Raw genomic sequence first — 14,989 nt, 5'->3', positions numbered from 1 at the left:
ACGAGGAGGGCGGTGACGTGAGCAAGCGGCCGAAGACGGCAGAGTCCTTCCTGTCGCGTCTCCGCCGGCCGATTGGCCGGCTCAACGATCTGCCGATCTGGTCCAAGCTCGGTCTGATCATGATCGTTCCGACTCTGGCGACGATCGTGGTCGGCACCAATGGTCTCATCGGTCACCTGGAGACCGCTGACAACGCGGCCCAGGCCCGCACGCTGTCGACATTGACTGCGGCCTCCGGTGACCTGGTGCACGACCTGCAGAACGAACGGGCCGCGGCGGTGCTGCTGCTGGGCACTGAGAACGCCGAGGCCAAGCAGCGCTACCTGGATGTCTACAACGCGCTGCACGGCACGGTCGAGAGTTCCCGCGCGCCGTACTCACAGCGCCGCGCCGAGCTGACCGACCTGCCGGTGAACTTCCGCAACCTGCTGTCCCGGATCGATCAGAACCTCGCCGACCTGCCCGGCGTACGCAGTCAGGTGGTCAACAGCGCCACCGCCGACGGCAACTTCCGACTCACCGAGGCCGCCCGCGCGTACGAGGTCCTGCTCAGCGACCTGCTCGACATCCGTGACTCGGCCGCCCAGCTGGCCAGCGACACCCAACTGAGCGACCACATGCGCGCCGGCGCGTCGCTGGCCCGCAACAAGGAGTTCCTCTCCCGGGAACGGATCGTGGTGCTGCGTGCGTTCAGCCAGAACGCGCTGACTCCTTCGCTGCGCACCGACTACATCAGCACCCGGGCCGGTCAGTCCCAGTCGCGGCAGAGCTTCGAGGCCGCCGCGACTCAGGACGACCTGGAGTTCTACAACCAGACGGTGGCCGGTCCGGCGCTGCGTGAGGCCGACACCTACGGCGGCTTCATCCGTGGCCAGAGCGAAGAATCGATGGCCAACACGCCGTTTGGTTCCGACGCCTGGGACGCCGCGTTGATCGGTCACGCCGACCTGATCCGCACCGTCGAGCAGAAGATCGACAGCGACGTGGTCAATGAGGCCACGATCCTGCGCGACGAGGTGCAGCAGCAACTCCTGGTCGAGACGATCCTGCTGCTGATCGTGCTGCTGCTGGCGATTCTCTTCGCCGCCCTGGTCGCCCGGTCGATGGCCCGCTCGCTGCGGGAGCTGCGCCAGGGTGCGCTGGCGGTCGCCCAGTTCGGACTGCCGCAGGCCGTCGCCCGGCTGCGGGACCCACAGGTCACCGCACACACCTCGCCGATGCAGCTGGCCAACCAGATCGCCGAACCGCTGCCGGTACGGAGCAAGGACGAGTTCGGCCAGGTGACCGAGGCGTTCAACGCCGTTCACCTGGAGGCGGTCAAGACCGCTGCCGAGCAGGCCGCACTGCGTTCCTCCGTGTCGACGATGTTCGTCAACCTCGCCCGGCGGTCGCAGATCCTGGTCGACCGGTTGATCGGTCACCTGGACCGGCTGGAACGCGGCGAGGAGGACCCGGACCGGCTCAGCGAGCTCTTCCAGTTGGACCACCTCGCGACCCGAATGCGGCGTAACGACGAGAACCTGCTGGTTCTCGCCGGTGCGGACTCCACCCGGGTCCAGCGCGAGCCCGCCGCGTTGATCGACGTGCTACGTGCCGCGCAGTCCGAGGTCGAGCACTACACCCGGGTCGAGTTCGGCATCGTCGACCGGGACATCGAGGTCTCCGCGCACGCGGTCAACGACCTCGTGCACCTCGTCGCCGAGCTGTTCGACAACGCGACGGCCTTCTCCCCGCCCGACTCGCAGGTGATGGTGGAGGCCCGACGGGTCGGTGACCGTGCCGTGCTCTATGTGGAGGACCGCGGCATCGGCGTCAGCGCCGATCAGTTGCGCGATCTCAACGAACGGCTCGCCAACCCGCCGATGGTCGACGTCGCGGTCTCCCGGATGATGGGCCTCGTCGTGGTCGCCCGGCTGGCGACCCGGCACGGGGTCAAGGTCGAGCTGCGGCCGGCCACCGATCGCGGCACCATCGCCGACGTGACACTGCCGACCCCGGTGCTGATCCCCCGGGCGCTCGCTGGCCGCAACGTCGGCCCGGCAGCCTACGGCTCCGGTGGTACGGAGTCTCCCGGTGGTACGGAGTCTCCCGGTGTGGCTGGCCGCCAGCCGTTCCCTGCTCCACTCGCCCTCGAAGGCGGCGGCAACGCCGGTGGCCCGTTCGGCGGCAACGCCAGTGGCCCGTTCGGCGGCCAGCCGGCCGAGCCGCCGGCACCGGCCGGCCCGCCACCGCGTCCCTTCGAACCGGCACCGATCAACGGTGGCGGCCCGGCGTCGCAGGCACCGCCTGCCCGACCGATGCCGGCCTGGTCCGACCTGACCGGCGCGGCGAACGGCACCAACGGCGTGGCGAACGGCAGCAACGGTTCGGACGTGTTCAACCAGCTGCCAACCAACGGGCAGCGCACCGATCCACTGCCGCAGCGTCGCTCGAACGATCATTGGACGGTCGACGGCGAGGTCACCGGAACCGCTCCGACCAGTGGTGTCCCGCGTCAGATGCCAGCATCGCCGGAGACCCACGCGCCGCCGCATCAGCAGCCGGTGAGTGGACAGCCGTACGTTCCGCCGGTCTCCGCGCCGCCGGTACGGCCGTTCTCCGCTCCGCCGGTGGCACCGGCACCTAGCCGGCCGCAGACTGGATACCAACAACAGCAACCCACGGCCTTCCAGTCGTCGGCGGCCTTCCCCCGGCCGCCGCAGCAGCAGACCCCGCCGCAGACCCCATCGCTGGCACCGCCACAACAGCAACCGCAGCAGCCGCCGGCGGCCCCGGCGCACCAGCCGCCCGCGGCCCCGCCGCGATCCGCTCCGCCCGCGGCCCCGCCGCGATCCGCTCCGCCCGCGGCCCCGCCGCGATCCGCTCCGCCCGCGTGGCCCCCGGTCGCCTCCGACCGGGACGCGGTCACCCCGCCGGTGCCGGAGAAGCTCGCGGCCGCGTTGGACATGACGGCGGAGCTGCCCAGGGTCACCAAGTCGGCGGCTGACAACTCGGTCACCGCGCCGCATCCGGTGGTGACGCCGAGCAAGGCTGGTCCGAAGCAGTTCGCCGACGAGACAATGGAACTCCCGATCTTCCGCGAGTTGGAGTCGGCGTGGTTCCGGACCCGCCGTCCCACTGCTGAAGAGGCGCGGGCGGCAGCCGCAGCGATGATCAAGCCGACCGGTGGCGCGACATCGACTGCGACCACCCAGCCGATCGCCAAGGTGGACACTGCCCGACCGGCGACGTCGACGCCAGCCCCGACGCCGACGCCGACGCCGCGGGCGCCAGCCGCCGCCAGCGGTGGTGGTACCGGAACGTCGCTTCCACGGCGACCCGAGCCGGCGGCGGCGACCTCGCGACCCACCGGCGGTGCCGAGGGCGCTGGCCGGTCGGGAAGTTGGCAGACGGCCGCAGACGATGGTTGGCGCGCGGCGAGCGCGGCGGCTGAGGTGACGGCTGAGGAGAAGACCCAAGCGGGTCTCCCGAAGCGGGTTCCGATGGCACAGCTCGTACCTGGTGGCGTAGAGAAGGCCACAACTTCGGTGCAGCGTCGTACACCAGAAGCGGTCCGTGGGCTATTGTCCGCGTACCACCGTGGTGTGAAACGCGGCCGTACACAGCCCAAGGACGACCACTCGACCAATCCGGGGGCGACCCCGGGAGGGCAGCAATCCTCGCAGGCTGGCAAGGAGCATGAGGGATGACAACTACGCAGGATCTCGGTTGGTTGCTGGCCAACTTCGCCGACCGCGTGCCGGGGGTCGCCCACGCGATCGCGGTCTCGGCGGACGGTCTGCTCCTGGCTTCGTCCCGGGATCTTCCCCGGGACCGGGCCGACCAGCTCGCGGCCATCGCCTCCGGTCTGGTCAGCCTCACCCAGGGAGCAGCTCGCTGTTTCGAGGGCGGGGCCGTGCTGCAGACCGTGGTTGAGATGGACAACGGATTTCTCTTCCTCATGTCGATCTCGGACGGTTCGTCGTTCGCGGTGCTGGCCGCTCGCAGCTGTGACGTCGGGCAGGTCGGGTACGAAATGGCGCTGCTGGTCGACCGTGTCGGTGAGGCGCTGACGCCGGCGCCCCGCACCGCCGCTGGAATGCTGGGCTGACCACGCTGACGAGATCGGTGCCGAGCCGTGAGGCTGGGTGCCGGTCTGCAAGAGGAACTGAATTACAACGAGCTCCCACGGGGTGGGGCTGCGGCAGGACGAGAGGGGGTGACGGCAAATGACCGAACGCGATGAGCCAACCGGCGCGTTGGTCAGGCCGTACGCCGTTACCCGCGGTCGTACCCGGCCAAAGCTGGAAATCGCCCTCGAAGCGCTCGTGGAAACGACGGTACGTGGCCGGTCCGCAGGCTCTGCGAAGGGCGGCACGGGCCGGGAGCACCAATACATTGCCGCGCTGTGTGACGGCCGGCTGCAGTCGCTCGCGGAGATCGCGGCGCGGATGCAGCTCCCACTCGGAGTAGCCCGGGTCCTCATCGCGGACATGGCCTCAGACGGCCTGGTCGCGGTGTACGAGCCGACATCCCTGGACGACACGAACGACGCGGTGGGCACGGAACTGCTGGAGAGGGTGCTGAGTGGACTTCGCAGGCTCTGACATGGCGCACCGCCCCATGGCCGGGCGAGTGACATCGGCGAAGATTGTCATCGCCGGTGGGTTCGGCGTCGGCAAGACGACGCTGGTCGGCTCGGTCTCGGAGATCACGCCGCTCACCACCGAGGCGATCATGACCTCGGCTGGTGTGGGCGTGGATGACACGCGACAGGTGCCGGGCAAGACGACCACGACGGTCGCCATGGACTTCGGACGGATCTCGATCGACCGAGACCTCATCCTTTATCTGTTCGGCACACCGGGCCAGACTCGATTCTGGTTCATGTGGGACGAACTGGTACGGGGAGCGATCGGTGCCGTCGTGCTCGTCGACACTCGTCGACTTGCCGACTGCTTCGCGGCGATCGACTTCTTCGAACACCGTCGGCTGCCGTACCTGATAGCGATCAACTGCTTTGACGGTATGCAACACCACGACCCGCAGGATGTCCGGGACGCCTTGGCGATCTCCAGTGACGTTCCCGTGGTGCCGTGTGACGCGCGTAACCGCGAGTCGACGAAGCATGTGCTGATTTCGCTGGTGGAGTACGTACTCACCATGCGTCGTCAGCGTGCTGTCGCACCTGCCTGCCCGACTACATTCGACAAGCTTGGGTGTTCAGCCCGTCGATCGATCTGGATTGAAGCCATCCGGAGTCAGACAGCTGCCACCGGCAAGATCGCCCAAGGGTCGGGCGGCAACTCCTGATTGACAGAGCGCGGTCAGGAACGGTGACCGGCGGGGCGGTACTCGAATTCCTGCCCCTCGCCCTGGCTGCTCTGGTCCCGGCTGAAGTCCCAGCCACCGGCTGCCTCCCGCCCGGGCCGGCCGCCGACCGCGTACCCACCGATCTCCTGGCCGCGTCGCCAGCCACGGAAGTAGCCGTTGGTGTGCTCCGCGATGCTCGCCGCGTCCCGCACGATTCGTAGCGGACGTTCGTCCCGCAGCGGAGCCCCGGGCACCAGATTCGCCTGCGGCACCCGTTTGGGCAGACCTGCCCGCGTCTCGGATCCGATCGCCGGCCGTGCCGCCTGCTCGGCGGCGCGCCAGCCGGTGTCCATCGGCGTGGAGAAGTCCACGCCGTCGTCTTCGTCGGGGTGCCGGACGAACCAAGCCGAACGGGCCGCCGCGAAGATCAACAGGTCGCCGTCGCCCTCGTCGGACACCGGCGGCGCGCTCAGCGGCTCGACAGCGGCTCGCCGGCCACGGCTCGGCTCCCGTGGCGCGTAGCCCGGTGCCGACTCGTCCACCAGACGCAGCGGCAGACCGTCCAACGGCGTGGTTGCCGACCGGTTGAACTCTTCCTGGGCCCGCTCGGCTGCCGTCGGCTCCACCAGTCGAAGCATCGGCGGCTCCGGCGGAAGGTCGTCCGCGAGCCATGGCGGCTTCACCCGACCCGAGTGGGTGCTGCCGGCCGAGCTCTCCGCTGGGAAACGGCCGGGCAGGCCGCCGCCGGACGCGTTGTCGTTGGGCGTGAAGCCACCGGACGTGCCGTTGTCGGCCGGGAAGCCGCCGGGCATGCCGGCACGGGACTCGTCGACCTGCGGGTAGGACGGCTCGGACCCACCGCTCCTGCCAGCATCGTCGGACTGGCCGACCAGCGGCCAACTGGAGCGGGACCCGGCCCGCGCCGGCGGCAGCGGCCCAGGGCGCGACGTGGGAACTGGCAGGCTGTAGTCGGTGGCGGCGAAACCACCGGTCGGCGGCTCGGCCAACGGCGATCCGGGCTGCGGCGGACCGGAAGCCGGGACGCCGGACAGCGGAGCTCCCGACATCGGGGAGCTGGAGATGGGCGCGCTGGAGATCGGATTCGCCGACACCGGCGTGCCGGAGACCGGGTTGAGCCCCGCGGGCGGTGCGGACATCGGAGCATTGGCGGGCAGCGGCGTGCCAGCCCCGCGGGTGTTCGGCCGCGGCGTGATCGGAGTCGGCCGCCGCTGTGCGCGTGCGTCGTTGATCGCGGCGGTGGTGAGCGTCGCTCGGAAGGGCTCACCGGCGTCGGCCGGCGCGAGAGCGGAACGTTGCCCTGACATCGGCGTCATCCCCGGCGGTGGCGGCGGGGCGGAGACCGGTCGGTTGCTTCCCGGGTCGGCCGCGCGGCGGGCAACCGGAGCCAGCGGCGTCAGCGGAGCCGGCGCGCTCGGCGGCGGCCCCACCGGTGCCGGAGCGACTGGAGGCGCGGTCATCGGCACGGGTAGCGAGGCGACGCCGCCGACCGGCTGCGGCCGGGCCCGGCGGCCACCGGACGGGGTCCGACCGGGCGCGTTCTCGCCGGGCGGTGGCACAGCATGCAGGCTGGACGATGGACCACCCGACACCGGCTCGGCGGCCCGGCGGCCGGTGCGACGGGTGCTGATCGGGATGGGTTCGGTGACCCGGGCCGCCAACGTGGCGATCAGGGCGTCGGCGGCGGCGTCGCAGGCCCGTACCGCGGCGACGGCATGCCGGACGGTCTCGGCGGTCGCCGAGATGAGGGCCTGGTTGACAGCGGTCCGGCGGGGCGATTCGACAATCGCGACCCGCAACGCGGTGACGGCCGCGTCGATGGTTTCGGCATCGGCGACGCCGTCGGAGGCGAGGTGCGCGGCGACGGCGTCGGCGGCGACGGAGAGCTCGCGGTTGCGGGAACTGGTACCGCTGAGCATGCCCGGTTCAGGCAACGCGTCGAGCACTGCCAGCGCCACCGGCTCGGCCGGGTCGGGGTAGGCGCGCAGCGCGGCCGGATACAGCTCACGCAGCACTTCCCGCAGGGCGCCCGCCGCCGCCTGCCGGCCGTTGGCGAGCGCGGCGTGCGCGGCCAGCACCGGCTGGAACGCGAGCAGATCGCGGGACACCGGCAGCGAGGCCGCTGAGATCGCCCCGGCCTGCAGTGCCCGGGCCAGACCCACCGCCCGCCGTTGGGCCTGCGGGGCGGACATCTCCTCCATCGACTCGTCGTCGGCGAAGCGTTCGGAGTAGTCGTCTGCGGCGTCGTCGTCGGCGATGGCCAGTGGGCGACCGGCGGCGGTGAGTAGCGAAGTGACCAGGTAGTCGTCACTGTCGGCGGCGATCGCCGCACCGGTCGGGCCGCTCGCCCGTTGGACGAGCGCCGCACTCAGCCAGGCGTAGCCTGCCGGGTCGTCGCCGACCTCACATACGTCGAGAAGCCGGCCGGCGTCGTCGACTATCGCGGCGGCCAGGGCCGGACCGGCCGTAGCCGACCGGACAGACCGGTCCGCCGATGCCAGACCGCAGTACACCCGCACGAGCGCCACCGCGCCGTCCTCCTCCCGGACACCTGCCATGTGCCAAGGACTGATGCTCCCTGGTTAGGGGTCAATCGCGCCAGTCCGCAGCGGCAGAGATCTTGCCGATAATCGTGCGCCACCCGAGACTTGCGGTTTGTGCCCCGATTTTCTTCAGCCGTCGGCGGGCCATGAACCCGCCGATGCCGCCGTCAACCGTCGACCTTAGCGCCTCGTCGAGATCGTCCAGCCTGGATCCGGACGAGAGCATGTCGAGGACCGACGGCATCCGCAGAGCGTACGCCAGGTCCCGGGCCACTTCGCCGGACTGGATCAACAGCGGGGCGTCCCACACGTCGTGCCCGCCACGCAGGTTTTCGACCACCAGGTCGAGTTCGTAGGTGTCCTCCGGCAGGGCGTCGACGTCCGCCGGCTGGACCCGGTCGACCAACTCCGGCCAGGTGTCGAGCTGGGTGAAGTCGTTCGGCGCGCCGGACCGGACGAAGCTGACCAGCGCCTGCGGGTTCTTGAACAGCAGCAGCCTGCCCCGCTGGGTGAGGAAGATCGGCACCTCCTCGCCAGCGTCGACCCCCTCTGCCTGGTCGTCGGCCTGGTCGTCGGCGTCGGCACCCAAGGCGGACCCCCTGCCGGTCTTGTCCTGACCGGCGCGTTCCTGCTCGGCTGCCTCTTCTTCCGCCAACGCGGAGGCGAACTCCTCGTCGAGGATGACGACCGTCTCGTCGTCATCGTCGGTCTCGCCTTCGGGGACCCGTCGACGTGCCGCGAACGGGTCCTCCTCCTCACGTTCGGAGATGTCGGTCGGGGTCAGCGTGGTGGCCGGGCGATAGGCCCGCAGGGTGTACCCGGCGCCGGCCGGCAACGCGATCTCCACCGGATCGATCCGTACGTCCTGCCACAGCGACCGGTCGGCGGCGGCCGTACCGGAATCGGCGCCGTCCTCGACCGGGTCGAGCGCATCGAAGTCACTGTCGGCCTCACGATCGACGGACTCGGCTGCGAGCCGGTCGGCATCGGGCTGGTTCGGCGACTTGGCCACGCTGACCTCCGTTTGTCTTCCGGTGACGGCGCCCGAACCCGGACTGTCGGGTGGGTGACTCTGCGCACACCCTAATGGGCCGCCCGCCGGATGGGTTGCCCGCACCCCGCTACGCATCAGCTGATCGCCGTCAGGTAGCCCTGTTCGGCGGCCCGCTGCATGATCCACTGTTCCTGATACCAACCGGGCCGTTCGATCAGTTCGGCATGGTCGCCCCGCTGGACGATCCGGCCGGCGTCCAGTACCAGGATCTCATCCATCGATTCCAGTCCGGTCAGCCGGTGGGTGACCACCACCACGGTCCGGCCCCCGTTCGCGGCCAGTACGGTCGCCAGGACCGCGTCCGCGCTGGCCGGATCGAGCCCTTCGGTCGGCTCGTCGAGGACCAGCACCGCCGGGTCGGCCAGCAGCGCTCTGGCCAGGGCGAGTCGCTGGCGCTGCCCGCCGGACAACTGGCTGCCGGTTGCGCCGACCGACGTCCGCCAGCCGTCGGGCTGTTCGCGTACCCAGTCGAGCAGCCCGGCGGTGGCAGCAGCGGTGGCCAGGTCGTCGTCGGTCGCGGTGGGCCGGGCCAGCAGCAGGTTGTCGCGAACTGTGGCGTTGAACACGTACGCCTCGGCGAACAGCCCGCCGACCAGCCGGTGCCGTCGTTCGGCCGGCAGGTCGACGAGATCCGCGCCGTCGACCGTGACCCGGCCGAGGTCTGGGGCGAGCGCGCCGGTGAGCACGGCGAGCAGGGTGCTCTTGCCGGCGCCGCTGGGTCCCACCACCGCGACGTGCTGGCCGGGCGGCAGCAGCCAACGGAGCCGGTCGAGTGCCGGCGGTGCGCCCGGCCGGTACCGCACCGTGACATCGTCCAACTCGGCCGGCACCGGGTCGGGTCGCCCGGCGGTGAGCCCGGGCGGGTCGATACCAGACCCGGATCCATCGGCGGCAGGCTCAGGCAGGTCGGCGGCCGGATCCGCCGCCTCGGCGAGTAGATCGGCGACCCGCCGCAGGGCGCCGCGCGACAGCGCCCACTGGCGGGCCGAGGCGACCAGCGCCAGGCCCATCTCGACGGCGGCCAGGCTTCCGACGGCCAGGACGCCGATCAGTACCCCGTCCACCGCGCCGCGCGACGCCGCCACCGTGACGGCGGCCACGGTGAGCCCAGCGACGAGTACGCCGGCACCGTCGACGGCCCAACCGGTCGCGGCGAGGCGCCGCTCCAGCCTCGCCAGGTCCCGGGCCCGCGAGGTGGTGCGCTTCAGGGCGGACGTGGTGGCACCGAAGGCAGCCAGGTCGGCGGCACCATAGATCAGATCGGTGCTGTCCGCGGCCAGCGCGCCCCGCAGCGGTGCCACCCGGTCCGCGGTACGCCGGGTGAGCAGTGTCGCGGCCACCGGCAGCCCGCAACCGGCGACCGCCAGGCCACCGGCGAGTACGAGCGCCGTCACCGGATCGACCGTCGCGGCCGCGGCCACGGCGAGCACCGCCACCGTGGCCGCGGCGGCACCGGGCACCAGGACCCTCAACAGCAGGTCCTGTACGGCTTCCACATCGGAGACGAGCCGGCTGAGCGCGTCCCCGGAGCGGTCCACGGCGCTGGTCCGCCGGGCGGCCAGCGCGGTGAAGATCCGGGACCGTACGGCGGTGACGACGCGCAGCGTCGCGTCGTGTCCGGCGAGTCGTTCGGTGTAGCGCAGCACGCCGCGGCTGATCGCCAGCGCGCGTACCGCGACGATCGCCACGGTGATCGCGTCCAGCGGGGGCCGGCCGGCGGCGGTGATCAGCAGCCACACCGCGGTCGCCATCAACGCCAGCGCCGCGAGCTCGGTGGCCGCGGCGAGCAGCCCCGCGCCGACGATCCGACCCAGGTACGGGCGGGCCACCGCCAGTACGGTCCGCTCCGGCCCGGCGATCACGACACCGTCCTGACGAGGGTGCGCGCGTCGATCCGCCCGGCGTCGAGTCGGACGATCCGGTCCACGCCGTCGAGCAGCGCCGGGCGGTGCGCCACGATCAGTGCGGTCCGGCCGGCGACGAGTTGCCGTGACCCGGCCAGCACCGCCGCCTCGGAGGCCCCGTCGAGCCGGGCGGTCGGCTCGTCGAGCAGGACGACCGGCGCGTCGCGCAGGAACGCACGAGCCAGGGCCACCCGCTGTCGTTGGCCGCTGGAGAGCCCGTGGCCGCGTTCCCCGAGGCGGGTGTCCAGACCGTCGGGCAGTCCGGCGAGAACGTCGCCGAGCGCGGCGGCGCGGACCGCTGCGTCGACCCGCGCTGCCGGTGCGTCGGGTGACCCGAGCCGGATGTTGTCGCCCAGCGAGGCGGTGAACAGATGTGCGTGCTGCGGAACCCAGGCGAGTCGCCGCCGCCACTGGTCGATGTCGAGCGAGGTCAGGTCGACCCCGTCGATGGTGATCCGGCCGGTGGTCGGCGTGACGAAGCCGAGAATCAACTGCAGCAGGGTGCTCTTGCCGGCACCGCTCGGCCCGATCACCGCGATCCGTTCACCGGCCCGGATCGTCAGATCGACCTCGCACAGTGCGGTGGTCCGTGGATGTGCCACGGTCACCGACTCGAACCTGATCTCGGCGGGCGCGGACCGGGCGATCGCGCGGGCCGGCCGGTTTCCCGCCGGCCCGGCCCGGTCCGCTGCGGCCTTGAGGTCGACCGGCCCGTCCCCGGCCCGCTCGGCGGTGTCGCCGGCACTGTCGTCGCCGATCAGGGTGAGCGCCTCGTCCAGCACGGTCAGGCCCTCCATGCTGGCGTGGAACCGGCTGCCGGCGGCCCGCAGCGGCAGGTACGCCTCCGGGGTGAGCAGCAGCACCAGCAGCGCCGTGGACAGCGCGATGCCGCCCGACAGCAGTCGCAGCCCGATCGGGACGGCGACCAGCGCGACAGCGAGGGTGGCGACGAGCTCCAGCACCAGTGCCGAGAGGAAGGCGATCCGCAACGTGCCCATGGTGGCGATCCGGTGCCGGTCCGCCATCTGGCGTACCACCTCGGCCTGTTGCCGTTGGCGACCGAACGCCCGCAGGGTCGCCAGCCCGGCCACCATGTCCAGGAAGTGACCACCGAGCTGGGCGAGCCGCCGCCACTGGCGCTCGGTGGCCGCCTGGGCCTGCCAGCCGAGCAACGCACCGAAGATCGGGATCAGCGGCAGGGTGACCGCGACGATCAGTGCCGAACTCCAGTCGGCGAAGACCAACCGGGCGAGCACGGCGACCGGCACGGTCACGCTCAGCACCAACTGCGGCAGATAGCCGGTGAAGTAGCCGTCGAGGGCGTCCAGCCCTCGGCCGGTCAGCGTGGCGAGCTGGCCCGTGCGCTGTCCGGCGAGCCAGCCGGGACCGCGCCGGTGGATCGCCGCCAGCAGGTCGGTGTGCAGTTGCGCCTTGACGACGGCGGCGGCGCTGGCCGCGACGAAGCCCGCCGCCCAGATCAGCACGGCGCGGCCGGCGACAGCGAGGACGAAGCCGGTCAGCGCCCGCCGGTCGAGTTCGCCGCCCGCGGCGGCGGTGAGCACCGTCGCGAGGGTGGTGGCCTGCGCGATGATCAGTACGGCGGCCAGCACGCCGAAGGCTGCGAGCAGGCCGAGCTGGCGGCGTACCGCCGGGACCTGACGCGGCAGCCGCGGGTCGAAGGGCCGGCGTCGAACCGGTCGATCGGCCGGGGCGGTGGATGTCGCGGTCTCGGGCATCAGCTGAGGTACGACGTCACCGGTAGGGCCAGCAGCAGCAGTGCGGCAGCGCTAGCGGCGGCCGGGCGCAGTCGGGGTGCCGGACCGCTGCCCGTAAGCCGCCGGACCCGGGCGTCGAGTTCCCGGTCTCCGACCGGCGGAGCGTCGGGCGCAGCGCCGGCGACACCGAGGGCGCCGGCCGGGGTGATCCGGTGGCCGGCGGCGGCGAACCGGCGTAGCGCGGTGGCCAGCGGCTCGCCGGCATGCTGGCCGCAGGCCTTGTCATCGGCCCGCATCTCGACGAGCAGCGCGACCGCCTCGTGTGCCGCCCGTAGCCAGCGCAGCCGGGGCAGCGCCCGGCACAACGCGGTGAACGGCAGCAACACGAGGTCGTGACGTTCGTCGGCGTGGGCCCGCTCGTGACTGAGTACGGCGGCGAGCTCGCCGGGGCCGAGCAGGCGCAGCGCACCGGCGCTGACCACGACCGTGGGCCGGACGCCGGGCAGGCAGTAGGCGGCGGCACTCGGATGGTCGAGCACCAGCGCACCGGGTGCGGCCGGGTCGGCGCGGGCGACGAGGACGAGCAGGTCGCGGTGGCGGCGCTGCGCGCGTACGGCGGCGAGCAGGCTGCGTACGGTCGACCCGAGCAGGACGGCGGCGATCACACCGGCGACGCCGACCAGCGTCAGCCGCGACGGCCCGAGCCCGGCCGGGAAGGCGTCGGCCGGCCGGCCATGCCCGGTGAGCCAGGCGGTGCCGGCGGTGGCCAGGTCGCCGAGGAACATTCCGGCGGCGCGACCGGGTCCGGTGCGGTACGGGGCGAGGCCGATCGCCAGCGGCAGCCCGATCGCGGCCAGCCCCACGGCCAGGCCGAGCGCCTGCCAGCAGAGGATCGCCACCCGTGGGCTGCGCCAGGTCCAGCCCTGGCCGAGCCACCCCGACCGGGTGAGCACCTGGGCGGCCAGCCAGCAGGCGGTGATCACCGCAGCGAAGTGCACGGCGTGCGCCATGGTCGCCTCAGCCCTGCCGCTCCGCCGTCTGCGCCTGGTCGGTGAGTGCGGCCCGGAGCACCTCGGCTTCGGTGCCGGTCACCGATCTGGCGAAGCGGACCAGCGCCGCGTCGCGGCTGCCAGCGAGGTCGAGCGCGTCGAGCATCAACTGGGCGATGAACGCCTCCCGGCTGGCGGCCGGCTGGTACTGCCAGGCACGGCCGGCGCGTTCCCGGCTGACCATGCCCTTGCCGGCCAGCCGGTCCAGCACCGTCATCACGGTCGTGTACGCCAGGTCACGTTCCTGCAGGGCTTCGGCGACGTCGCGTACGGTGACCGGGCCGGTGGCCGAATCCCGGTCCCACAGCACGTCCATCACTGCGCGTTCGAGCTCGCCGAGTCGCGTCACCAGCCAAGCCTACCGCCGGTAGTAGATCCGCCGACCAGCGGGATCCTGGGGCTGGGCGACCTGCGGTCAGGGCACCCAGCAGGCGCGCGCCTACGAGGATTTCCGCCAGAATCGGCAGGTCCAGTCGACCTGCTGCAACTCGCTGTCGATGCCATGGGCTCGTCTGAAGTCGTCGACCGCGTGACGGCAGCCACGGACGGCGTGATAATCGTCGACGATGACGTAGCCGCCATCGGAAAGTTTCGGATACAGCGAGTCGAGCGCGACCATGGTCGAGTCGTAGAGATCTCCGTCGAGCCGCATCACCGCAATCCGATCGATCGGCGCTTTCGGCAGGGTGTCCTCGAACCAGCCCGGCAGGAACCGCACCTGGCTGTCAAGCAGGTCGTACCGGCGGAAATTCTCCTGGACCCGCTCCAACGGCACCGCGAGGAACGGCTCCTTCCAGAGGGCGTCCTCTACATCGGCATGGCGTGCGGGAGCCGGCCTGGGCAGCCCTCGGAACGAGTCCGCGACCCAGACCACGCGATCGGTCTCACCGTGGGCCTTGAGTAGTGCGCGCATGAAGATACAAGCGCCACCACGCCATACGCCTGTCTCGATCAGATCTCCGGGAACCTGGTCCTCGATTACGTCGGTGACGCATCGCTCCAGGTTGTCGAGCCGCCGGAGGCCGATCATCGTCTCCGCCTCCGGAGGCCAGTCGCGGCCGTTCGCGCGCTCGTCCGCGTCGAACGGGAACCGCACCATGATATCCATGTCGCGCCGGTTCAGCAGCCGCTGGCTCTGTCGGACCAATGAACTTCGCAGCGAATTGCGACGCGGATTGTAGCGGATCCAAGATTCGCCAAAGGCGTATCTTGTCAGGGTCCGTTTCATGAGATCGATGTACAACCTTCGGGGAGAATCCGTGGTTGTGGCGATGGACTCACGATCGGTGGACGGCATGGCGGTCATCTGCACTCCTTTCAATGGGAAGTTTCGTTCACCGAACGTGAACGTGGTCTGTGATTTGTCTCACGAGGATCGTCCGCTGGAACAGACTACTGCTATCCGGTATGTACT

The 14,989-nt window shown here is 71.3% G+C and carries 10 protein-coding genes and 1 pseudogene; 4 read left to right on the top strand and 7 right to left on the bottom strand.

Annotated elements, in window-relative coordinates; all coding sequences use genetic code 11:
• The first annotated feature begins 17 nt into the window (after positions 1 to 17).
• The 4 genes and pseudogenes from ACFHVL_RS01960 to ACFHVL_RS01945 all read left to right on the top strand — a co-directional run.
• On the top strand, positions 18 to 3,689 hold the full coding sequence (locus ACFHVL_RS01960) for a nitrate- and nitrite sensing domain-containing protein (protein WP_416624996.1): 3,672 nt from the start codon (positions 18 to 20) through the stop codon (positions 3,687 to 3,689).
• Positions 3,686 to 4,090, top strand: coding sequence for a roadblock/LC7 domain-containing protein (locus ACFHVL_RS01955; RefSeq protein ID WP_326549359.1), 405 nt, complete (start codon positions 3,686 to 3,688; stop codon positions 4,088 to 4,090). The genes ACFHVL_RS01960 and ACFHVL_RS01955 overlap by 4 nt, the downstream gene beginning before the upstream one ends.
• 118 nt (positions 4,091 to 4,208) lie before the next feature.
• A complete protein-coding gene (locus ACFHVL_RS01950; protein ID WP_326549358.1) occupies positions 4,209 to 4,586 on the top strand; it encodes a DUF742 domain-containing protein in 378 nt (125 codons plus the stop codon).
• A gap of 1 nt (position 4,587) precedes the next feature.
• A pseudogene (locus tag ACFHVL_RS01945) lies at positions 4,588 to 5,172 on the top strand (GTP-binding protein); the annotation flags it as partial.
• Between the two features lie 134 nt (positions 5,173 to 5,306).
• On the opposite strand, the gene ACFHVL_RS01940 reads toward ACFHVL_RS01945, so the two are convergent.
• The 7 genes from ACFHVL_RS01940 to ACFHVL_RS01910 all read right to left on the bottom strand — a co-directional run bounded on the left by ACFHVL_RS01940 (position 5,307) and on the right by ACFHVL_RS01910 (position 14,881).
• The gene (locus tag ACFHVL_RS01940; protein WP_416624993.1) at positions 5,307 to 7,868 is read right to left on the bottom strand and encodes a transposase; all 2,562 of its coding nucleotides are present in this window, start codon (positions 7,866 to 7,868) and stop codon (positions 5,307 to 5,309) included.
• A 31-nt stretch (positions 7,869 to 7,899) separates the two neighbouring features.
• Positions 7,900 to 8,865, bottom strand: coding sequence for a DNA primase (locus ACFHVL_RS01935; protein ID WP_416624991.1), 966 nt, complete (start codon positions 8,863 to 8,865; stop codon positions 7,900 to 7,902).
• A 116-nt stretch (positions 8,866 to 8,981) separates the two neighbouring features.
• Positions 8,982 to 10,769: a thiol reductant ABC exporter subunit CydC gene (gene cydC, locus ACFHVL_RS01930; protein ID WP_416624989.1), complete on the bottom strand. Its 1,788-nt coding sequence runs from the start codon at positions 10,767 to 10,769 to the stop codon at positions 8,982 to 8,984.
• Positions 10,766 to 12,547: a thiol reductant ABC exporter subunit CydD gene (cydD, locus tag ACFHVL_RS01925; protein ID WP_416624987.1), complete on the bottom strand. Its 1,782-nt coding sequence runs from the start codon at positions 12,545 to 12,547 to the stop codon at positions 10,766 to 10,768. The genes cydC and cydD overlap by 4 nt, the downstream gene beginning before the upstream one ends.
• Complete coding sequence (locus ACFHVL_RS01920; RefSeq protein WP_416624986.1) at positions 12,547 to 13,536, bottom strand: M56 family metallopeptidase; 990 nt, start codon at positions 13,534 to 13,536, stop codon at positions 12,547 to 12,549. The genes cydD and ACFHVL_RS01920 overlap by 1 nt, the downstream gene beginning before the upstream one ends.
• A gap of 7 nt (positions 13,537 to 13,543) precedes the next feature.
• Positions 13,544 to 13,924 (bottom strand): BlaI/MecI/CopY family transcriptional regulator, encoded by a 381-nt coding sequence (locus tag ACFHVL_RS01915; protein WP_416624984.1) that lies wholly within the window; start codon positions 13,922 to 13,924, stop codon positions 13,544 to 13,546.
• A 90-nt stretch (positions 13,925 to 14,014) separates the two neighbouring features.
• Positions 14,015 to 14,881, bottom strand: coding sequence for a TylF/MycF family methyltransferase (locus ACFHVL_RS01910; RefSeq protein ID WP_416624982.1), 867 nt, complete (start codon positions 14,879 to 14,881; stop codon positions 14,015 to 14,017).
• Positions 14,882 to 14,989 lie beyond the last annotated feature (108 nt).

The sequence above is a fragment of the Micromonospora sp. LOL_023 genome (assembly GCF_048060115.1).
Classification (GTDB): Bacteria; Actinomycetota; Actinomycetes; order Mycobacteriales; family Micromonosporaceae; genus Micromonospora_E.
Note: the sequence above shows the minus strand (reverse complement) of the source record. Positions and strands in the feature narration are given on the sequence as shown.